Below are 20,185 nucleotides of genomic sequence, written 5' to 3' on the forward strand. Positions count from 1 at the left end.
TGTCAAATCTAGCACCGGCCTGGACTCGGGCGCAGGGCTTCCGCGCAGGGCGTCCAACGAACGGCTGCCGACGACCGAGTCAAGTCGGCGGGGTCCTGTCCAGGAGCTGAGAACGGCGCCCCGTGTGGGCCCTTAGCGGCAAGTTGCCTATCGGTGCGAACTACGGGCGGGACGGTCACTGAGGGTCAATTAGCAGTTCAGCAAGGGGGCAGGGTCCTACTCGGTTGACTGCGGTCTGTGCGGTTGCTGTATTCCGCTGCTGTACAGCGACTTCGGAGCGCCCGTGACCGCATTGCCGGCGAGAGTAGACAGCGACATCCTCGATCACCGGATCATGTTCGCGATCATGGCGATCCGCGGAACGCGAGGCTGCACGATTCATCAAGCCATCGACGTGTTCGCGGCACGGTATGAGCAACTGCGCCGTCATCGTCCGGACGACTTCAGTGCCGGGCCCGAGGAGTACGCCCGGGGCTTCTACTCCTGATCAGCGGATAGCTAGTTTGGTAGATTGCGTACGCGGATGCGGGCTGATCTGGCGAGACTCTGACCTGCGTGTTTCCGCGGTAGGTGTCGGGATTCCCCGCTGCTTCCCGTGCCGTACCGCCTCATCAGGCACACGAGGGGCACATATGCCCCTCTCTCGGCAGTGAGCGCTGCGCGTTGCGCAGGCGTCCCGCGGGGCTGACGAGGGCATCAAGGTTGACGATCTTGCGAGTCACGTCGGGTGGCGCCAGTGTGACGTGTGTGGCGCTGAGGGGTGGTCGAAGTCCGGTCAGGTGCCATCAAGGTCAGTCGAGTCTTTGCGTCCTGAGGACAAGCATCAGCAACTTAGGTCGAAAAATAAGAACTTACTCGTTGAGGTAGCTAGTTGTGCACTAGCTTCTGGTTGTTGCTACGCCAGCCAAGCGCGTGGCCAACCTCGTTGGGGGCTCCCATGACCATTTCCGTTGACCCGCTGCGCCTGTCCAAGCCTCAGGACTCCAGCACGTACCTCGCCATCAAGACCCCGCAGGGTGGCCGCACAGTCTACAGCGTGCGCGTGCCCCTCCTCGACCTCCCGACCATCCTTCCTGTTCCCGACCCGAACAACGTCGACAAGGACAACCGTAAGGTCGACCGCCTTCACGCCAAGCACTTCGGTGAGTACCTCGACACCAAGCAGGACTGGGTCGCCCCCGCTCTGTTGGCCCGGGACGGCGGCGGATGTACCTTCGAGAAGGTCGATGATCAGGGCGCTGTCGGCTACCTCACTGTTCCGTGGGCGATCGGCGGCATCTCCAGCCTGCGGACCATTGACGGCCAGCACCGCGTGCTGGGTGTCGCCATCGAGAAGCAGCGCATCACGGACGCCATCTCCGCTGTCGACCGTGAGATGGCCCGTAAGGTCAGCACGGAGAAGGCCGCCAAGCTGCAAGCCGAACGCGAGAAGCTCATCGGCCAGATGAACCGTCTGAAGGCCGAGTACGTGGGTCTGGACATCTACGTCGAGCCGGATCCGATCAAGGCACAGCAGATGTTCGTGGACGTTGCTGACAACGCCAAGGGCATCAGCAGCGCCGTTCGCGCCCGGTTCGACAGCTACAAGGTGGCCAACCGCACCCTGTCCGACGTCATCGACCACCCCTTGCTGAAGGGTCGAGTCGATGCAGAACAGGACCGCATGACGCTCAAGAACCCTAACTTTATGGGTGCCAAGCACGTCGCCGACATCACCCGGGCCGTCATCGCCGGTGCTGGCGGTCGGATCAGCAAGAAGGCTGAGCAGACTCTGACCGATGGTGAAGTGATCGAGCAGGTCAAGGACTTCCTTGACGTAATCTCCAACGCATTCACCGACCTCGCCGCCCTAACCGAGGACGACCCTGAGGGGGAGCGGCAGCCTGTAGGTCTTACCCTGGCCCAGGAGGTACGCCGGACCTCGCTCCTCGGCTCGGTGGGTATGCTCCGCGTTCTCGGTGGCGTGTTCCGGGAGCTGCGGGCCGGCGACAATCCGGTCGAGCTCGATGACATCACCGACTTCTTCAAGAAGCTCGACCCGCACATGGCCGCGCCAGTCTCCGAGACCAGCGTTTGGCGCACTACTGCGGCCAATGACGACTTCGAGCCGAACGCTTCGGCCCCCATCATGCGGACGCAGAACATCGTTCACCTGGTGAGCGTTATCACTGGCTGGTACAAGAAGACCCCCGCCGCCCTGTAGGTGATGAAGCGGGACGAAGGGTGCCGTCTTGCGAAGGGCGGCGCCCTTCGAGCGTGGGCCCGAGAGTGGCACGGGCCCCGCGTCTAGGGAGCCTGGAGACGTGGGCCGGCTGCTCGGGATGTGTCCGGTAGTCGATGGCCGACGTCGTCGATGTTCGTGCGTGGATGTCAGAAAGGGGGCCACCCCCGGAAATCCGGAAGTGGCCCCCTTCTGAAGTGGTGCCCCCGGCAGGATTCGAACCTGCGACACCCGCTTTAGGAGAGCGGTGCTCTATCCCCTGAGCTACGAAGGCGGGCGGCCCGGTAGGGGTGGGCCGTCGCGGACAGTGTAGCGGGTGGGGTGGGGGAGCGAGGTGGGGGAGTGGGGGGTTCCGGGTGGGTGGAGCGTGGCTTTTGTCCTGTTCGGCTGTGCCCGTACCCCTGATAACGGCGCGATAGGTGCCCCATATCGGCCGCCAGCACAGTGGAGCCCGATCTCGTTTCGAGGTGTCGAATCAACCCTGAGCCCCTGAGGTGACCCCATGAGTACGGACCCCAAGTCGGTTGTGCACGGGATTCTGGCCGAGGATCTGGAAGTGGAGCCGGCGGAGATCACGGACGCGGCGCTGCTGCGGGACCTGGAGCTGGACTCGCTGGCCGTTGCCGAGCTGATCGTGCGGATCAAGGAGGAGACCGGCGTGGACCTCGCCGGTGAGGAGACGCGGATCGCGGATCTCAGCGTGGGGGAAGTCGTCTCGCTGGCCGGCGCGGGTCTGGAAGCGGCGTGACCGAGGGGCCCGTGGCCATCACCGGTGCCGGACTGGTGACGCCGGCCGGTACCGATGTCGACTCGACCTGGGAGGCGATGTGTGCCGCCGGGTCCCTGGAGAGCGGTGATCCGGAGCCGTTGGCCGGTACCGGGGCCTGGCACAGCCTGCGGGTGCCCGAGCTGCGGCCGGGGCAGCTGACCGGGCGCGGGACCGCCCGTACCGATCCGTTCATACGGTTCGCCCTCGTCGCCGTGGCGGAGGCGCTCGCGCAGTCGCGGCTCGATACCGGTAGCTGGGACGGCAGCCGGGTGGGGATTGTGGTCGGTAGCGCCTTCGGGGGTGTCACCACGCATGACGAGCAGCATCGGCGCATGGAGCGGCAGGGGGCCGGCATGGTCTCGCCGTATCTGCATCCCCGGGCCCTGATCAACATGGCCGCCGGGACCATCGGCGCGCGGTACGGGATCACCGGGCCGGGGCATACCGTGGCCGCCGCCTGTGCGTCCGGCGCCTCCGCCTTCGGGCTGGGCAAGATGCTGCTGGACGCCGGTGTCTGCGACACGGTCGTCGCCTGCGGCACGGACGCCGCCGTCACCCCCCTCGTCGTCTCCGGCTTCGCCCGCATGGGTGCGCTGTCCGAGCAGAAGGCGACCGACGCGTCCCGGCCGTTCGCCGCCGACCGCGACGGCTTCGTGATCTCGGAGGGTGCCGCGGCCGTCGTAATGGAGAAGCCGGCGAAGGCGCGCGCCCGCGGTGCCGAGGTGCTGGGGCGGCTGCTCGGGCATGCCGACACCTCCGACGCGCATCACCCGACCGCCCCCCGTCCGGACGGCGCGGGCGCCGCGGCCGCCGTCGAGCGGGCGCTGGCGGCGGCGCGCATGTCGGTGCGGGACGTGTCCTCCGTCAACGCGCACGGCACCTCGACCCCGCAGAACGACCAGACGGAGGCCCGGCTCATCGCCCGCCTCTTCCCGCACGGCCCGGCCGTCACCGCCAACAAGGGCCTGCTGGGCCACACCCTCGGCGCGGCCGGCGCCATCGAGGCCGTACTGACCCTGCGCAGCCTGCGCACCGGCATCCTGCCGCCCATCGCGCACACCGAGCGGGCCGACCCCGGCCTGCCCGACCTCGACCTGGTCCTCGGCGGCCCGCGCCGGCACGGCGGGAGCGTCGCCGTGAGCACCTCCTTCGGCTTCGGCGGCAGCAACTGCGCGCTCGTGCTCGACGCCGCCTGACCGACCTGACCGACCTGACCGACCTGACCGATCTGACTCACCTGCCTCACGGTTGCGCCGTGACGCCGCGCCGGACCGTACGGCCATTCCTGGAGAGTTCATGACGCAACGCGAAGTAGAGCTGGCCCGTGTCCTCTCCGGGCCCGAGTTCGCCACCATCCGACCCGACGACCTCAGCGTCCGCGACTACAGCCTGCTCACGCTGCGCCGGGCGCGGCTCCTCAACGGGGCCGGGTTCGCGGCGAATTCGCTGTGGCTGGGGCGCGGTGACAGCGTCCGCTTCCCCGAGTTCCTGCGCACCATGGGCTGGATCGGCGCGTACGACCTGTCCCTGCTCAACGTCCTCGTCTCGCACCAGATCGCGGGTGACGCGCTGCTCAGCCACGCCGGTACGGAGCAGCTGGCAGTCTGGGCGGCGGAGATCGACTCCATGGAGCGGATGTACTGCTTCGCCGGGTCCGAGCTGCTCGCCGGGTCCGATCTGAAGCAGGTGCGGACCGTCGCGACGTACGACCCCCGCGACCGCACCCTGGTGCTCAACACCCCGCGGCCCGCCGACAGCAAGGTGTGGACCGGCAACAGCCTGCACTCCGGCGACGTGGCCATGGTGCTGAGCCGGCTGGTGGTCGGCGGGCGGGACGAGGGGCACCACTGGCTGCGGGTTCCGCTGCGCGCGGACGGGCAGGTGCTGCCCGGCGTGCGGATCGGGCGGGCCGAGCCCAAGGGTGGCGTCACCGCCAATCAGACCGGTGTGCTGACCTTCACCGACCACCGGCTTCCGCTCTCCGCTCTGATGAACCGGTGGGCGTCGATCGACCAGGACGGCAACTACAGCTCCCCGTTGCCGCGTCATCGGCGGTTCGAGGAGTGTCTGGCGACCTTCACGCACGAGCGGCTCTTCCCCTCGGTGGGCGCGGCCTACGCGCAGCTGCTCGCCTGCGCGATCACCACCCGGTTCGCTGCCGTCAAGCAGACCTTCGGCCGGCCGCTGCTCGGCCACGAGCACTACCGCATGCGGCTGACCGCGGCCGTCGGCCGGTCGCTGGGCGCCCGGCACGCCATGGCCGCGCTGTCCGACATCGCGGTGGCCCGGAGCGCGCAGGGGGCCCCGGCCCGCGACCAGGTGCTGCACGCCCTCATCTCCTGCGGGAAGTCCGGGTCGACCGGCGACGCCCGGCACACCCTCGCCGAGACCCGGGAGCTGTGCGGCGGGCTCGGCTACCACGACGCGAACCAGATCGCGCCCCTGCTGAACGACTACGAGATCGCCGTCACCTTCGGCGGCGACAACACCGTCCTCGGCTACCAGGCGACCCGGTTCGCCCTGCGCCACCGCGCGGACTTCGACAAGGTGCTCGACGAGGCGGCCGCCGGGGCCACGCGCCTGGACGCCGCCCGGGTGCTGCGGGCCGTCTGCTACGCCCTGCTCGACCGGGTGGAGCGGGACGGCGCCGGGGAGGCCAGCGCCCAGTGGAGCCGCGCCGTCCACCAGATGCTGGCGATCGGCCACTGGGCCCGCGAGGCCGCGAACCCGTTGTCCGAGCGGCTGCTGGGGCAGTACGCGGCGGCCTGTGTGCTGGAGCACGCGCTGACTGGGCTGCGGGCCGGGATCCTCGACCAGGACGCGCTTCTCGGGTTCGAGGCGGCTCGGCACGAGGCGGCCGGCGCGTCTCTCGACGCCGGGGCGCTGCTGCGTGAACTGGCCGTGCCCGAGGGGCTGATCAGCGCGCCCATCGCCCACCCCGACTTCGCCGAACGGCACGCCGCCGTGGCCCACGCCGGGTCCGGGCAGCCCGCGCACCCGGCCTCCGCCGAAGCCGAAGCCCACACCCGCGCCCACGCCAACGCCGGACCCGATGCCGACGCCGCCCCCGGCGCCCACGCCGCCCCCGGCCCCGTCCAGGCGGGAGTACGCCCGTGACCGCCTCGAACGACCGCGTCGGCGCCGTCGTCACCGGACTGGGCACCTGCCTGCCGGAGACGGTCGTCACCAACGACGAGTTGTCCCGGCACCTGGACACCGACCACGCCTGGATCCACAGCCGCACCGGCATCGAACGCCGCCGCCGTGTGTCCGCCGGGACCACCACCGGGGACCTCGCCGTGACCGCCGGGGCCGCCGCGCTGAAGTCCGCCGGACGCGACGACTGCGACCTCGTACTGCTCGCGACCACGACACCGGACCGGCGCTGCCCCGCCACCGCCCCCCGGGTGGCGTCCCGGCTCGGGCTGCGGGCCGCCGCCGCGTTCGACCTGTCCGCCGTGTGCTCCGGCTTCGTGTACGGGCTGTCCGTGGCCGACGCGATGATCACCGCGGGCACCTGTGAGCGGGCCCTGGTCATCGGCGCGGACGTCTACTCGTCGATCGTCGACCCCGGCGACCGGGGTACGGCCGTCGTGTTCGGCGACGGGGCCGGTGCCGTGCTCCTGGAGCGCGGCCGGACCGGCGACCCGGGGGCGGTGCTCCACACCGAACTCGGCAGCGACGGGACCGGCGACGACCTGATCACCATCCCGCCGGACGGCGACCACCTCACCATGCGGGGCAGCGACGTCTACGCCCGTGCCGTGACGACCATGACGGAGTCCGCGCGCTCCGTGGCCGCGCACGCGGGCTGGGACCTGGCCGACGTGGACGCCTTCGTCGGACACCAGGCGAACCTCCGCATCCTCACCTCGGTGGCCAAGCGCCTCGGCCTGCCCCGGGAACGGGTGGTCTCGAACATCGCGGACGTCGCCAACACGGCCGCCGCGTCCATCCCCCTCGCGCTGGCCGACGCGGCCGCCGAGGGGCGTGTCGGCTCCGGGGACCGCCTGCTCCTGACCGCCTTCGGCGGCGGCCTCACCTGGGGTTCCGCCGCCGTCGTCTGGTCGGGCGCGGAACCCGTGCAGGACCAGCGGAGCTGACCGCACCGAGCGCACGAGAGGAAGGGACAACGTGGTGCCGAAGCTGCGGATCGCCGTGGTCGGCGGGGGCATCGGCGGACTCGCCGCCGCCCTCGCCCTGACCCGGAAGGGCCATGAGGTACGCGTCTTCGAGCAGGCGCCGGAACTCAGGGAATCGGGCGTGGGCATGCACCTGGGCCCCAACGGCAGCCGCATCCTGGAGCGCTGGGGCCTCGGCGAGCGGCTGCGCGCTCTCGGCGTACGGCCCACCGGGATGGAGGTGCGGGACTGGTCGCACGGCGCCACCCTGGTGCGGCAGCCGATGGGCGAGGAGTGGCTGGCCGAGTTCGGGGCGCCGTACTACACGATCCACCGGGCCGACCTGCACACCATGCTCGCCGAGTCGCTGCCGTCCGGCGTGGTGCGGGCGGGGCACCGGCTCGAGCGGTTCACCGAGACCGGGCGGGAGGTCCGGCTGGAGTTCGCCGGTGGCGCCACCGCCGAGGCCGACGTGCTGATCGGCGCGGACGGGGCACACTCGGTGGTGCGCCGCACGCTCGCCGGGCCCGACACGGCCGTCTTCTCCGGCCAGAGCGCCTTCCGCGGCATCGTCGCCCGCGACCAGGTCCCCGGCCTGCCCGGCGACACCCTGCTGGTGTGGGCGGGACCGGACGCCCGCATGCTGGTCTACCCGGTGCGCGGCGGGGAGTTCCTCACCTTCGTCGCCGTCGTGCCCGACCCGCGCTGGCGGCTGGAGTCGTGGAGCGCCCCCGGCGAACTGGACGAGCTGGCCGCCCGCTTCGACGGCTGGAACCTCGACGTCAAGTCGCTGGTCGCCGCGGTGCGGGAGACCCGGCGCTGGGCGCTGTACGACCGTGAGCCGCTGGCCCGCTGGAGCGCCGGGGCCGTCACCCTCCTCGGTGACGCGGCCCATCCGATGCTGCCCCACCACGGCCAGGGCGTCAGCCAGGCCGTCGAGGACGCGGCGGTCCTCGCGCACTGCCTCGACGCGCCGGCCGGCGCCGCGCCCTCGGCCCCCGCCGGGCGACGACGGATCGCGGACGCGCTGGACGCCTACGAGGGCGTCCGCAGGCCGCACACCACCCGGGTCCAGCTCGGCTCCCGGGGCGGCGGCTCGCAGCGGCTGCGGCCCGACGAGGACGGCGGCGAGTCCACGGGGACCATGTCGTCCCTCGTCCAGGACGTGTCCTGGATCCAGCGCCACGACGCCGAGGCCGACCTGCCGGACCTGCCGCGGACCCACTGAACCCACCCCCCCCCCGTGAACCCGCCTCCGTGACCCAACCCCCGTGAACCCACCCCCGTGAACCCACCCCCGCAACCCAACCCCCGCAACCCACCCCGCGCGAGAGAACCAAGGAGAATCCATGTCGAACAGCAGCAACCTCGGCCGACGAAGGCTGATGACCACCACCCTCGGCACCGTCGCGGCCGTCGGCCTCGGCGCGGGCACCGGCCTCCTGGGCGCCGCCCCGGCCGGTGCCGCCGAGCGGCCGGCCGCCACCCCGCACCGCGGCCGCGGCGACGACTTCCCCGACGTACCCGGCATGCTCGGCGACCGCCGCGCCAACGAGCTCTGGTACATGTTCGACGAGACCACGCTCTACAACGTGGGACCGGAGCTGGCGCAGGCGTTCACCGACATCGAGACCGCGCTCGGCGACGGCTGGGAGCGGGCCATCTTCGACGCCTGGATGGCGATGGCGGCCACCAGCGACTACCCGAACAACTTCATCGAGTACGTCACCCCCATCAAGGGCCCCCTGGCCGTGCTCTCCAAGGCCCAGCTCGGCGTCTTCGACGACTACTACCGGCCGGGCGGCCACGGCCTCGTGGGCGCCTTCGCCGACTTCGCGCAGGGCGTGCTCTTCGACCCCCGCCGCGAGCGCCCGGTGCACACCATGAACGGCAACCCGCCCCCCGGCTACCACATCTGGTACATCTTCATGCGCTCCATGATGCTGCTGGGCATCGACCGCCACCGCTGGGAGCGCATCGCCCCGGTCAACGCCATGGCGTGGGCGATCCAGGCCATCGCCAAGCCCACCCAGATGGAGGTCAAGGAGCCGCTGCCGCGCCAGGTCGTGGCCCGTGAGGCCGTCAAGTGGCTGCCGCGCAGCGTGCGTCAGCTCGACCGCGACTTCCTGTCCTACCCGCTCCCCGAAGGCATGAGCTGACGGACGCCCCGCCCCCGCGGGACAGACAGGAGGAGACATTCATGCGTACCGGAATCTGGCTGGTGGGCGCCCGCGGCTCGGTGGCCACGACGACCGTCGTCGGCGCCGCCGCGCTGCGCGCCGGACTGGTGCCGGCCACCGGCTGTGTGAGCACGCTCGAAGCCTTCGACGGCGTGCCGCTGCCCGGCTTCGACGACCTGGTCTTCGGCGGACACGACGTCGTCGACACCAGCCTGGTCAAACGGGCCGAGCAGCTCGCCGACGCGGGCGTCGTGCCCCGCGGTCTGCCGGGCGTGCTGACCGCGGAACTCGACGCGGCCGACGCCGAGATCAGAACCGCGCCACCGGGCACGGAGAGCGGCGACCAGGCGGCGGCCGCCGAGGCGCTCGTCGCCGACCTCACCGGATTCCGGGAACGCCTCGGTCTGGACCGGGTCGTCGTCGTGAACGTCTCCTCCACCCAGCCGCCCGCCGCGCCGCACCCGGCGCACGCCTCGGCGGCGGCCCTGCGCGAGGCGCTGGCGCGCGGTGAACGGCCGCTGCCCGTCAGCTCCCTGTACGCCTACGCGGCGCTGCGGGCCGGCTGCGCCTTCGTCGACTTCACCCCGTCGACGGGGGCGCGCCTGCCCGCGCTGGACGAACTCGCCCGGGAGCGGGGCCTGCCGTACGCGGGCAGCGACGGCAAGACCGGGGAGACCCTGGTCAAGTCGGTGCTCGCGCCGATGTTCGCCCGCCGGGCGCTGCGGGTGCGCTCCTGGTCCGGCACCAACCTGCTCGGCGGCGGCGACGGCGCCACCCTCGCCGACCCGGAGCGCGTCGTCAGCAAGAACGCCTCCAAGGGGCTGGTGCTCGAAGCGGAGCTGGGCCACGCGGTGGACGGCGGCGTGCACATCCACCACGTCCCCGACCTCGGGGAGTGGAAGACCGCCTGGGACCACGTGACGTTCGAGGGGTTCCTCGGCGCGCGCATGACCCTCCAGTTCACGTGGCAGGGCTGCGACTCCTCGCTGGCCGCGCCGCTGGTCCTTGACCTGGCCCGGTTCACGGCCCTCGCGCACCGCGAGGGCGTCGCCGGGCCGGTGCCGGAGCTGGGCTTCTTCTTCAAGGACCCGGTCGGCAGCACCGAGCACGACCTGGCCGCGCAGTACGCGACGCTCGTCGCGTGGGCGCGTGCGGTGGGGGCGCCGGCGTGAGGTCCCTGCCGCGGGCGCACGACCTGGCCCGCCTGGTCCGGGCCCCGGCCGCGCTGACGGTGCCCGGCGACGTCCTCGCCGGCGCGGCGGCGGCGCGGCTGCCGCTCCGTCCCGAACTGCTCGGCATGGTGGCGTCCTCGGTCTGCCTGTACTGGGCGGGCATGGCGCTCAACGACTACGCCGACCGCGACCTCGACGCCGTCGAGCGGCCCGAACGCCCCATCCCCTCCGGGGCGGTCACCCCCGACGAGGCCCGCGCGGTCGCCGGTGGGCTCACCGCGGCCGGCCTCGGCCTGGCGGCGCTCGCGCGCGGCCGGCGAGGGCTGGCGACGGCGGTGCCCCTGGCCGGGGTCGTCTGGGCGTACGACCTCGCGCTGAAGCCCACCCCGGCGGGCGCGGCCGCGATGGCGGCGGCCCGCGCGCTGAACGTCCTGGGCGGCGCGGGACCCGGCGGACTGCGCGCGGCCCTGCCCGCCGCGGCCACCGTGGGCGTGCACACCGGCATGGTCACGCATCTGAGCCGGTACGAGGTGAGCGGGGCGCCGCCCGCCGTTCCCCGGCAGGCCCTCGCCGTCGGCGCGGCGGTCAGCGCCGCCGTGCTGCTGCGCGGCCACCGTCGGCCGCCCCGGGAACGGGGGCTGGCGGCGGCGCTCACGGCCGTGTACGCGTACGGCGGCTCGGCGGCGCAGCTCACGGCCGCGCGGGCGCCGTCCGCGCCGCACGTCCGGCGGGCGGTGGCGGCCGGCATCCACGCGCTGATCCCGTTGCAGGCGGCGCTGACCGCGACCGCCGGACGCGGTACCGCGGGCGCCGCGCTGGCCTGCGCCCTCCCGTGGGCCCGCCGACTCGGCAGAAAGGTGTCTCCCACATGACCGCCTCCATCAGATTCGGGTACGGCACCAACGGCTTCGGCGACCATCCGCTGGAGGACGCGCTGGCCGTCCTCGCGGACCTGGGGTACGAGGGCGTCGGCCTCACCCTGGACCCGCGGCACCTCGACCCGTTCGCCGACGACCTGCCCCGGCGGCTGGAGCGGCTCGCCGCGCGGCTGGACCGGCTCGGTCTCGCCGTCGTCGTCGAGACCGGCGGGCGCTACGTGCTCGACCCCTGGCGCAAGCACCAGCCGGTGCTGATGTCCGCCGAGGGCGCGGAGCGCCGGGTCGACCTGCTGCTGCGCGCCGTGCGGATCGCCGCCGGCCTCGGCGCGGAGTCGGTGTCCTTCTGGAGCGGCGCCGCCCCGGCGGACACACCCCGGCAGGTGGTGTGGGACCGGCTGCTGTCCGGCTGCGCCACGGTCGTCGAGGCCGCCGCGGAGGCCGGAGTCACCCTGGGCTTCGAGCCCGAGCCCGGCATGTTCGTGGACACCCTCGACGCCTACGACGAACTGCTTCGCAGGCTCGGCGGGCCGGACCCGCTCGGGCTGACCCTGGACATCGGGCACTGCCGCTGCCTGGAGCCGCGGCCCGTCGCCGACTGCGTACGGCGCTGCGCCGACCGGCTGGTCAACGTGCAGATCGAGGACATGCGCCGCGGCACCCACGAGCACCTGGAGTTCGGCAGCGGGGAGATCGACTTCCCGCCCGTGCTCGCCGCCCTGACCGACACCGGCTACCGCGGCCTGGTCTCGGTGGAGCTGCCCCGCCACAGCCACGCCGCCCCCGAGGTGGCCCGGCACTCCCTGGACTTCCTGCGCACGGCCGAGTCCCGGGCCCGCGCCACGACCCGGGGAGCGGCCGCGTGAGCGCCGGGTCCGCCGACCTCGTCGCCGCCCTCCCCCCGGAGGCCGCCGCCTGGCTGGAGCGGGCGCGTGCCGCCGTGCGCGAGCGACCGGGCGAGGTCGACGGGCTGTTCGCGGTCGCGGCGCGGCGGTGTGGGCGGGGTGCGCTGGACGCCGTACCGGGGTGGAGTGTCGACGACGCCGTGCGGGCGCTGCTGCTCGCCGCGCTGCCCCTGACCGGTGCCGAGCTGGCCGGAGTCGTGTCGCGGCTGTACCGGGTCGGGGGAGGGCCCGAACGGCGGGCCGTGCTGCGGTCGCTGGTGCTGCTGGAGGCCGCCGGTGACCTCGGCGACCTGGGGCTGCCGCTGGTCGAGGACGCGCTGCGGTCCAACGACCCCAGGCTGATCGCCGCCGCCGTCGGCCCGTACGGCGCCCGCCGCCTCGGCGCGCACGCGTTCCGGCAGGCCGTCCTCAAGTGCGTGTTCACCGGCATCCCGCTGGACCGGGTGGCCGGTCTGGCCGGGCGCGCCGACGCCGAACTGGACCGGATGATGGCCGACTTCGCCGCCGAGCGGAGCGCCGCGGGACGGACCGTACCGCCCGATGTCGCCGAGTACCTGCACACCCACCGCGTATCCACGGAGGCCACGGCGTGACGCGCATCTTCGACCCGCACATCCACATGACGTCCCGCACCACCGACGACTACGAGGCGATGGCCGCCGCCGGGGTCCGGGCCCTGGTCGAACCCGCCTTCTGGCTGGGCCAGCCGCGCACCGGCGTCAGCTCGTTCACCGACTACTTCGACTCGCTGCTCGGCTGGGAGCCCTACCGGGCCGAGCAGTTCTCCGTCCGCCACCACTGCGCGCTGGCCCTGAACCCCAAGGAGGCCAACGATCCGCGCCTGGACGGGGTGCTCGACGTGCTGCCCGACTACCTGGTCCGGGACCGGGTGGTGGCGGTCGGCGAGATCGGCTACGACTCCATGACACCCGCGGAGGACAAGGTGTTCGCCGTCCAGCTGGAGCTGGCCGTCCGGCACGACCTGCCCGCCCTCGTGCACACCCCGCACCGCGACAAGGCCGGCGGCACCCGCCGCACCCTGGACGTGGTCCGCGAGTCCGGCATCGCACCGGGCCGGGTCGTCGTCGACCACCTCAACGAGGTGACGGTGCGCGCCGTCGCGGACAGCGGCTGCTGGATGGGCTTCTCGATCTACCCCGACACCAAGATGAGCGAGGACCGCATGGTCGCGCTGCTGCGCGAGTACGGCACCGAGCGCATCCTGGTGAACTCCGCCGCCGACTGGGGCCGCAGCGACCCGCTGAAGACCCGCCGCACCGCCGACGCCATGCGCGCCGCGGGGTTCACCGAGGACGACGTCGACCAGGTGCTGTGGCGCAACCCGGTCGCCTTCTACGGCCAGAGCGGACGCCTCGAACTCGACGGCCCCGACGCGGCGCCCGCCGAGTTCGAGGGCAGCTCGATCCGCCGCGGGGAGAGGTAGCCGGCCGTGCGCCTGACGCACCCCGACGGCACCACCGTCCACCTCGCCTACTGCACCAACGTGCACGCGGCCGAGGACCTGGACGGCGTCCTCGCCCAGCTGGTCCGCTACGGGGAGCCGGTGCGCGAGCGGCTCGGCGCCGACCGGATCGGCCTGGGCCTGTGGCTGGCCGCGCCGGTCGTCACCGCCCTGGCCGCCGACCGCTCCGCGCTCGACCTGCTCCGCAAGGAGCTCGACCTGCGCGGCATCGAGGTCGTCACCCTCAACGCCTTCCCCTACGCGGGCTTCCACGCCCCGACCGTCAAGAAGGCCGTCTACCGGCCCGACTGGACCGAGCGGCCCCGCCTCGACCACACCCTGGCCTGCGCCCGCGTCCTCGCGGAGCTGCTGCCGCCCGACGCCGCCCGCGGCTCGGTCTCCACGCTGCCGCTGGCCTGGCGGGCACCCTGGTCGCCGGAGCGCGACGACCTCGCCCGGCGCCACCTCGACCTGCTCGCCGAGGGCCTGGCCGCCGTCGCCGCGGACACCGGGCGCACCGTGCGCGTGGGGTTCGAACCGGAGCCGGGCTGCCTGATCGAGACGACCGGCCAGGCGGTACGCCGGCTCGCGGACGCGGACCACGCCTGGCTCGGCGTCTGCGTGGACACCTGCCACCTCGCCGTCGCCTTCGAGGAGCCGGGGCCCGCCCTCACCCGGCTCGCGGCGGCCCTGCCCGTCGTCAAGACCCAGGCGTCCTGCGCGGTGCACGCCGACCGGCCGGCCGATCCGGCGGCCCGCGCCGCGCTGGCCGCCTTCGCCGAACGGCGGTTCCTGCACCAGACCCGGCAGACCGCGCCGGGCGGCCCCCTCGCCGCCGACGACCTGCCCGAGGCGCTGGCGGGCGCGCTGCCCGGCGACGACGCGTGGCGGGTCCACTACCACGTGCCCGTCCAGCGCGACCTGCCGCCGCCGCTGCGCAGCACCCGCCCCGAACTGGTCGCCGCGCTGACCACGCTGCTCGGCGGACCGGCCGCGCTCACCGACCACGTGGAGGTCGAGACGTACACCTGGCCGGTGCTGCCGGGCGCCCCCGACGGCGGCGGAATCGTCGACGGCATCGCCGGTGAACTCGCCTGGACCCGCTCCACCCTGACCGCCCTCGGCCTGACGGAGGAGACCACCCCGTGAAGCGCCTGCTCGTGCTGGACGTCGTGGGGCTCACCCCGCGCCTGCTGGCCCACATGCCCCGCCTCTCGGCGCTCCGCGACACCGGCGCGGGCGCCCGCCTGGACACCGTGCTGCCCGCGGTCACCTGCTCGGTGCAGTCGACGCTGCTGACCGGGGTGCCGCCCGCGGAGCACGGCATCGTCGGCAACGGCTGGTACTTCCGCGAGCTGGGCGACGTACTGCTGTGGCGGCAGCACAACCGGCTCGTCGGCGGCGAGAAGGTGTGGCAGGCGGCCCGCGCGCTGCGGCCCGGCTACACCGTCGCCAACGTCTGCTGGTGGTACGCCATGGGCGCCGACGTCGACTGGACGGTGACCCCCCGGCCCGTCTACTACGCCGACGGCCGCAAGGAACCCGACTGCTACACCCACCCGGCGTCCCTGCACGACGAACTGACCGGCCGGCTCGGGCCGTTCCCGCTCTTCCACTACTGGGGCCCCACCGCGGACATCGTCTCCTCCCGCTGGATCGTCGACGCCGCCCGCCACCTGAACCGCACGCACCGGCCCGACCTGAACCTGGTGTACGTGCCGCACCTCGACTACGACCTCCAGCGGTACGGACCGGACAGCCGCCGCGCCCGCCGTGCCGCCGCCGAACTGGACCGGACCCTGGCGCCGCTGCTGGACGAGGCCCGCCGCGACGGCGTCACCGTCGTGGTGCTCAGCGAGTACGGCATCACCCCGGTCAGCAGGCCCGTCGACATCAACCGGGCGCTGCGGCGGGCCGGGCTGCTGGCCGTGCACACCCAGGACGGCATGGAGTACCTGGACCCCTGGACGTCCCGCGCCTTCGCCGTCGCCGACCACCAGGTGGCGCACGTCTACGTCCGCGACCCCGCCGACCTGCCCCGGGTCGAGGAGCTGCTGCACGGCCTGGACGGGGTCGCCGAGGTGCTCGACGAGCGGGGGAAGAAGGAGCACGGCCTCGACCACGAGCGGGCCGGCGAACTCGTCGCGGTCGCCCGGCCCGAGGCCTGGTTCACGTACTACTACTGGCTGGACGACGCGCGGGCCCCGGACTTCGCCCGCACCGTCGAGATCCACCGCAAGCCCGGCTACGACCCGGCCGAGCTGAACTTCGACCACAACGCCCCCGTGGCGGCCCGGCGCCGTGCGGTCACCGCGCTGGCCCGCAAGAAGCTCGGCCTGCGCTACACCATGAACGTCGTCCCGCTGGACGGCTCCCGGGTACGCGGCAGCCACGGACGGCTGCCCGACGACCCCCGGGACGCGCCCGTGCTGCTCGTCTCCGACCCGCACACGCCCCTGAGGGAGGCCGTCGCCGCGACGGAGGTCAAGGAGCTGCTCCTGGGCCTGGCCGGGCTCACCGGAACCTGAATTTCCGCTCATGCTCACTCGATACGCGGCCGATAACGACGGCCCATAGCGTCACGAGTACACACAAAAAAGACTGTGGACGGAGGCTCTGACAATGGCTGCGAATGCCGCGCGGTCGGCGCCGCGTTACGACGTGACGCTGAACCAGTCGGACGCGGAACTCGTCGAGGAAATAGCCTGGAAGCTCGCCACTCAGGCGACCGGGCGGCCCGACGACGCCGAATGGGTCGAGGCGGCCAGGAACGCCTGGCACGAATGGCCCGCGGACCTGCGCAAGAAACTCGCCGGATTCCGCCGGGACTCGGGACCGGACGGCGGCATGCTGCTGCGCGGGCTCCCGGTCGACTCGATGGGGCTGCCGCCGACCCCGGCGGTCAACGGCTCCGTGCAGCGCGAGCCCTCGCTGGGCGCCGCCGTGCTGCTGATGGTGGCCTGCGGACTGGGCGACCCCGGCGCGTTCCGGCCGGAGAAGAACGGGGCCCTCGTCCAGGACGTCGTCCCCGTGCCGGGGATGGAGGAGTTCCAGGGCAACGCCGGCTCGACCCTGCTGACGTTCCACAACGAGAACGCCTTCCACGAGCACCGCCCCGACTTCGTGATGCTGCTGTGCCTGCGCGCCGACCCCACGGGCCGGGCGGGCCTGCGCACCGCCTGCATCCGGCAGGTGCTCCCCCTGCTCTCCGACCGCACCGTGGACGCCCTGTGGGCGCCGGAGTTCATCACCGCCCCGCCGCCGTCCTTCAACCTGAGCGGCCCCGGCGAGGCGGCGGGACCCGTCCTCCTCGGCGACCCCTCGGACCCCGACCTCCGGGTGGACCTGGCCGCCACCGAACCGGTCACCGAACGCGCCGCCGAGGCCCTGCGGGAACTCCAGGCCCGCTTCGACGCCACCGCGGCCACCCACCGCCTCGCCCCGGGCGAGCTGGCGATCGTCGACAACCGGGTCACCGTCCACGGCCGCACCGAGTTCACGCCCCGCTACGACGGCACCGACCGCTGGCTCCAGCGCACCTTCGTGCTGACCGACCTGCGCCGCTGCCGCGCGATGCGCCCGGCCGACGGCTATGTGCTCGGAGACGCGCCACAGCCCGCCTGACCGGCGAAGCCCCCGCAGTGAAACAGGAGTAGGAGTCCGATGACGAGCACGCAGACCAGGGAGCGACCGCCCGCTCCGGACGCCGGGGCGAAGAGCGCGCCGGAACCCGGGCCGCCGGCCCCGCCCGCCCGGAAGGTCGGACTGCGCTCCCTGTTCCCGTATCTCCAGGGCTACTGGCCGACGCTGGGGATCGTCGCGGTGCTCTCGCTGGTGGTGACCCTCCTCACCCTCAGCCAGCCGGTGCTCACCCGCGACGTGCTCACCGACATCGAGGCGGACCGGCCGGTGGGCCGGCTGGTCGCCCTGCTCATCGGCGTCCTCATCGTCGTGGCCGTGCTCGGCGGCGTCCGCGACTACCTGCTCCAGCGGGCCGCCGAGGGGCTGGTCCTGACCGCCCGGCGGCGGCTGGTGGCCCGGCTGCTGCGGCTGCCCATCACCGAGTACGACCGGCGCCGCACCGGCGACATGCTCTCCCGGGTCGGCGCCGACACCACGATGCTGCGCGCGGTGGTCACCTCGGGCCTGTTCGACACCGTGACCAACGTCGTCATGGTCGGCGGCTCCGCGCTCATGATGTGCCTGATCGACCCCACCCTGTTCGCCGCCACCGCCCTCGGCCTCGGCCTCGGCGTCCTCGCCGTCGTCGGGCTCTCCCGCCGGGTGCGGGGCGCCTCCCGGGACGCCCAGGACCGGATCGGCGAGATGACCTCCGCCGTCGAGCGCGCCATCTCCGCCGTCCGCACCATCCGCGCCAGCGGCGCCGAGGAACGCGAGGGGCACGCCGTCGACGGCTACGCCAAGGAGGCGTACCACGCCGGCATGCGCATCGCCCGGCTCCAGGCGATGATCAACCCGATCACGTCCACCACCATCCAGGTCGCGTTCCTCGTGGTCCTCGGCCTCGGCGGCGCACGGGTGGCCAGCGGCGCCATCCAGGTCGGCGACATGGTCGCCTTCGTGCTGTTCCTGTTCATGCTCTGGTTCCCGCTCGGCCGCGCGCTGACCGCCTACTCCCGGCTCCAGTCCGGGCTCGGCGCCCTCCAGCGCATCGAGGAGATGGTGGACCTGCCGCAGGAGACCGACAGCGCCGCCGCCGGGACGACGACCGTGCGGGAGCGCACCCGGCCCGAACCGGAGACCGGCGCCGGACGGCCGCCCGCGATCGAGTTCGACCGGGTCAGCTTCGGCTACGACGACGGCGAGACGGTCCTGCGGAACGTGTCCCTCACCGTCCCCCGAGGCACCCGCACCGCCCTGGTCGGCCCCTCCGGGGCGGGCAAGTCCACCCTGCTGTCGCTGGTGGAACGGTTCTACGACGTCACCTCGGGCGTCGTGCGGGTCGGCGGCACCGACGTACGCGACCTGCCGCGCCGGGAGCTGCGCCAACGCCTCGGCTACGTCGAGCAGTCGGCGCCCGTCCTGGCCGGCACCGTCCGCGACAACCTGTCCCTCGCCGCGCCCGACGCCACCGACGACGACATGCGGGAGGTGCTGCGCTCGGTCAACCTGCTGGGCGTCATCGAGCGGGCGCCGCTCGGCCTGGACACCGAGGTCGGCGAGGGCGGCGTCCTGCTGTCCGGCGGCGAACGGCAGCGGCTCGCCCTGGCCCGCACCTTCCTGGCCGCGCCGCCGATCATGCTGCTCGACGAGGCGACCAGCAACCTCGACGCCCGCAACGAGGCCCTGATGCGGGAGGCCATCGGCACCGTCACCGCCGAGCGGACGCTGCTCGTGGTCGCCCACCGGCTCTCCACCGTCGTGGACAGCGACCAGATCGTCGTCCTGGAACACGGCGAGGTCGTCGCCGCGGGCCGCCACGAGGAACTGACCGGCACCAGCCCCCTCTACCGGGAGCTGGCCAGCCACCAGCTGCTCATCCAGTAACCCCCCCCCACACGAAGGGGCCTCCCGGTGAAGTCACCGGGAGGCCCCTTCGCGTGTGCCGCGGGCCGGTCAGCCCGCCGTCGCCAGGCACTGGCGGACGCGGTGCCGGGTCAGCTCCCAGGCGGCGTCGAGGCGCACCGCCCGGGCCCGTGAGGCGTCGTCGGTGAACCGCTGGTGGGCGCGGCGCTCGCGGTAGAGCAGCAGCGTCAGGTTCACCAGGAACGGCATCATCCCGTCCCGCTCGTCGGCGCGTTCGGCCACCGCCACCTCGATCCGGGCCCGGGCGCCGGGGACGTCCCCGAGCAGCATCCAGAGCTGGGCGAGGTCGAGGCAGGGCAGGTACAGGGCGCTGCTCGCCCAGTCGATCAGGACCTGCCGGCCCCGGCTGCGGACCACGTTGGCGAGGACCAGGTCGCCGTGGCCGAACTCGCGCGGCCGGCCGGACAGTTCGAGGAGTCTGAGCAGCGACGCCCAGTGCGCGTCGTCGAAGACGCCCTGGGCGTGGACGCCGTCCAGCATCCCCCGGTAGTCCACCGACCAGCCCTCGGCCAACGCGGGGTGCCAGTGGCGCAGTCGCTCCACCGCCGCCAGCACCCCGTCCAGGTCCTCGCGGGCGACGGGCGTGACCGGAAAGCGGTCGGGGGCCAGCACCTCCCCGGCGAGCCGCTCCATGACCAGCACGGCGCGCTCCTTGTCGGAGGCGAACCGCCGGGGCACCGGTACCGGTGGGGCCACCGCGTCGAACAGGTCGTACGTGTCGATCTCGCGCAGGCACTGGCGCCGCCAGTCGGGGGTGCGCACCTTGGCCAGCGCCTCGACGCCGTCCAGGGAGCCGCCCACCACCAGGGAGGTGCGGCTGCGGTAGACGACCTCGCCGGGGGCGAAGCCGGGGCACACCTCCAGGGCCAGCCCGAGCAGGTGGCGGTCGTCGGGCGTCAGGGCGTCGGACACGGTCTCCGGCGCGGTCTCGGA

The 20,185-nt window shown here is 73.1% G+C and carries 18 protein-coding genes and 1 tRNA gene; 17 read left to right on the forward strand and 2 right to left on the reverse strand.

The genetic code is table 11. The annotated features are described in order from the left end of the window. Nucleotides 1–283 precede the first annotated feature (283 nt). Both ACFC1X_RS25495 and ACFC1X_RS25500 read left to right on the forward strand, forming a co-directional pair. Complete coding sequence (locus tag ACFC1X_RS25495) at nucleotides 284–487, forward strand: hypothetical protein (RefSeq protein WP_376357278.1); 204 nt, start codon at nucleotides 284–286, stop codon at nucleotides 485–487. Between the two features lie 450 nt (nucleotides 488–937). After that, a complete protein-coding gene (locus tag ACFC1X_RS25500) occupies nucleotides 938–2,203 on the forward strand; it encodes a DNA sulfur modification protein DndB (protein ID WP_376357280.1) in 1,266 nt (421 codons plus the stop codon). A 216-nt stretch (nucleotides 2,204–2,419) separates the two neighbouring features. On the opposite strand, the gene ACFC1X_RS25505 is transcribed toward ACFC1X_RS25500, so the two are convergent. Continuing rightward, a tRNA-Arg gene (locus ACFC1X_RS25505) sits at nucleotides 2,420–2,495 on the reverse strand. A 228-nt stretch (nucleotides 2,496–2,723) separates the two neighbouring features. On the opposite strand from ACFC1X_RS25505, the gene ACFC1X_RS25510 reads away from it, so the two are divergent. The 15 genes from ACFC1X_RS25510 (at nucleotide 2,724) to ACFC1X_RS25580 (ending at nucleotide 19,213) form a co-directional block, all read left to right on the forward strand. Further along, nucleotides 2,724–2,969, forward strand: coding sequence for a phosphopantetheine-binding protein (locus tag ACFC1X_RS25510; RefSeq protein WP_376357282.1), 246 nt, complete (start codon nucleotides 2,724–2,726; stop codon nucleotides 2,967–2,969). Beyond that, nucleotides 2,966–4,186, forward strand: a complete 1,221-nt coding sequence (locus tag ACFC1X_RS25515; RefSeq protein ID WP_376357284.1) for a beta-ketoacyl-[acyl-carrier-protein] synthase family protein — start codon at nucleotides 2,966–2,968, stop codon at nucleotides 4,184–4,186. Before ACFC1X_RS25510 ends, ACFC1X_RS25515 begins: the two co-directional genes overlap by 4 nt. A gap of 100 nt (nucleotides 4,187–4,286) precedes the next feature. Next, nucleotides 4,287–6,107, forward strand: a complete 1,821-nt coding sequence (locus ACFC1X_RS25520; protein WP_376357286.1) for an acyl-CoA dehydrogenase family protein — start codon at nucleotides 4,287–4,289, stop codon at nucleotides 6,105–6,107. After that, nucleotides 6,104–7,093, forward strand: coding sequence for a beta-ketoacyl-ACP synthase III (locus ACFC1X_RS25525; protein ID WP_376357288.1), 990 nt, complete (start codon nucleotides 6,104–6,106; stop codon nucleotides 7,091–7,093). Before ACFC1X_RS25520 ends, ACFC1X_RS25525 begins: the two co-directional genes overlap by 4 nt. A 31-nt stretch (nucleotides 7,094–7,124) precedes the next feature. Next, entirely contained in the window at nucleotides 7,125–8,339 is a 1,215-nt protein-coding gene (locus tag ACFC1X_RS25530) for an FAD-dependent monooxygenase (protein WP_376357290.1), read from the forward strand. 121 nt (nucleotides 8,340–8,460) lie between these two features. Then, nucleotides 8,461–9,270, forward strand: a complete 810-nt coding sequence (locus tag ACFC1X_RS25535; protein ID WP_376357292.1) for a hypothetical protein — start codon at nucleotides 8,461–8,463, stop codon at nucleotides 9,268–9,270. A gap of 41 nt (nucleotides 9,271–9,311) precedes the next feature. After that, complete coding sequence (locus ACFC1X_RS25540; protein WP_376357294.1) at nucleotides 9,312–10,463, forward strand: inositol-3-phosphate synthase; 1,152 nt, start codon at nucleotides 9,312–9,314, stop codon at nucleotides 10,461–10,463. Then, the gene (locus ACFC1X_RS25545) at nucleotides 10,460–11,335 is read left to right on the forward strand and encodes an SCO3242 family prenyltransferase (RefSeq protein WP_376357296.1); all 876 of its coding nucleotides are present in this window, start codon (nucleotides 10,460–10,462) and stop codon (nucleotides 11,333–11,335) included. The genes ACFC1X_RS25540 and ACFC1X_RS25545 overlap by 4 nt, the downstream gene beginning before the upstream one ends. Further along, nucleotides 11,332–12,204, forward strand: coding sequence for a sugar phosphate isomerase/epimerase family protein (locus ACFC1X_RS25550; RefSeq protein ID WP_376357298.1), 873 nt, complete (start codon nucleotides 11,332–11,334; stop codon nucleotides 12,202–12,204). Before ACFC1X_RS25545 ends, ACFC1X_RS25550 begins: the two co-directional genes overlap by 4 nt. After that, nucleotides 12,201–12,836: an EboA domain-containing protein gene (locus tag ACFC1X_RS25555; RefSeq protein ID WP_376357300.1), complete on the forward strand. Its 636-nt coding sequence runs from the start codon at nucleotides 12,201–12,203 to the stop codon at nucleotides 12,834–12,836. Before ACFC1X_RS25550 ends, ACFC1X_RS25555 begins: the two co-directional genes overlap by 4 nt. Next, on the forward strand, nucleotides 12,833–13,687 hold the full coding sequence (locus tag ACFC1X_RS25560) for a TatD family hydrolase (RefSeq protein ID WP_376357302.1): 855 nt from the start codon (nucleotides 12,833–12,835) through the stop codon (nucleotides 13,685–13,687). The genes ACFC1X_RS25555 and ACFC1X_RS25560 overlap by 4 nt, the downstream gene beginning before the upstream one ends. Before the next feature lie 6 nt (nucleotides 13,688–13,693). Then, nucleotides 13,694–14,854, forward strand: coding sequence for a metabolite traffic protein EboE (eboE, locus tag ACFC1X_RS25565; RefSeq protein ID WP_376357304.1), 1,161 nt, complete (start codon nucleotides 13,694–13,696; stop codon nucleotides 14,852–14,854). A gap of 53 nt (nucleotides 14,855–14,907) precedes the next feature. Further along, the gene (locus ACFC1X_RS25570; RefSeq protein ID WP_376357332.1) at nucleotides 14,908–16,233 is read left to right on the forward strand and encodes a nucleotide pyrophosphatase/phosphodiesterase family protein; all 1,326 of its coding nucleotides are present in this window, start codon (nucleotides 14,908–14,910) and stop codon (nucleotides 16,231–16,233) included. A gap of 94 nt (nucleotides 16,234–16,327) precedes the next feature. Further along, complete coding sequence (locus ACFC1X_RS25575) at nucleotides 16,328–17,329, forward strand: TauD/TfdA family dioxygenase (protein WP_376357306.1); 1,002 nt, start codon at nucleotides 16,328–16,330, stop codon at nucleotides 17,327–17,329. Between the two features lie 39 nt (nucleotides 17,330–17,368). Continuing rightward, entirely contained in the window at nucleotides 17,369–19,213 is a 1,845-nt protein-coding gene (locus tag ACFC1X_RS25580) for an ABC transporter ATP-binding protein (RefSeq protein WP_376357308.1), read from the forward strand. Nucleotides 19,214–19,282: 69 nt separating this feature from the next. Here the strand turns inward: ACFC1X_RS25580 and hasP are convergent, their stop codons facing one another. Continuing rightward, nucleotides 19,283–20,164 carry a 3-hydroxyasparagine phosphotransferase gene (hasP, locus tag ACFC1X_RS25585; RefSeq protein ID WP_376357334.1) on the reverse strand — a complete coding sequence of 294 codons (882 nt, stop codon included), beginning with the start codon at nucleotides 20,162–20,164 and terminating at the stop codon, nucleotides 19,283–19,285. Between the last annotated feature and the right edge of the window lie 21 nt (nucleotides 20,165–20,185).

This window comes from Streptomyces sp. NPDC056128, from assembly GCF_042263835.1.
In the GTDB taxonomy this organism is placed as follows: Bacteria; Actinomycetota; Actinomycetes; order Streptomycetales; family Streptomycetaceae; genus Streptomyces.

Bases quoted from the DNA above. Each gene is read 5' to 3' on its own strand.
- ACFC1X_RS25540 (WP_376357294.1), top strand. From the start codon at position 9,312: ATGCGTACCGGAATCTGGCTGGTGGGCGCCCGCGGCTCGGTGGCCACG.
- ACFC1X_RS25570 (WP_376357332.1), top strand. From the start codon at position 14,908: ATGCCCCGCCTCTCGGCGCTCCGCGACACCGGCGCGGGCGCCCGCCTG.
- ACFC1X_RS25520 (WP_376357286.1), top strand. From the start codon at position 4,287: ATGACGCAACGCGAAGTAGAGCTGGCCCGTGTCCTCTCCGGGCCCGAG.
- ACFC1X_RS25500 (WP_376357280.1), top strand. From the start codon at position 938: ATGACCATTTCCGTTGACCCGCTGCGCCTGTCCAAGCCTCAGGACTCC.
- ACFC1X_RS25550 (WP_376357298.1), top strand. From the start codon at position 11,332: ATGACCGCCTCCATCAGATTCGGGTACGGCACCAACGGCTTCGGCGAC.
- ACFC1X_RS25535 (WP_376357292.1), top strand. From the start codon at position 8,461: ATGTCGAACAGCAGCAACCTCGGCCGACGAAGGCTGATGACCACCACC.
- ACFC1X_RS25575 (WP_376357306.1), top strand. From the start codon at position 16,328: ATGGCTGCGAATGCCGCGCGGTCGGCGCCGCGTTACGACGTGACGCTG.
- ACFC1X_RS25510 (WP_376357282.1), top strand. From the start codon at position 2,724: ATGAGTACGGACCCCAAGTCGGTTGTGCACGGGATTCTGGCCGAGGAT.
- ACFC1X_RS25580 (WP_376357308.1), top strand. From the start codon at position 17,369: ATGACGAGCACGCAGACCAGGGAGCGACCGCCCGCTCCGGACGCCGGG.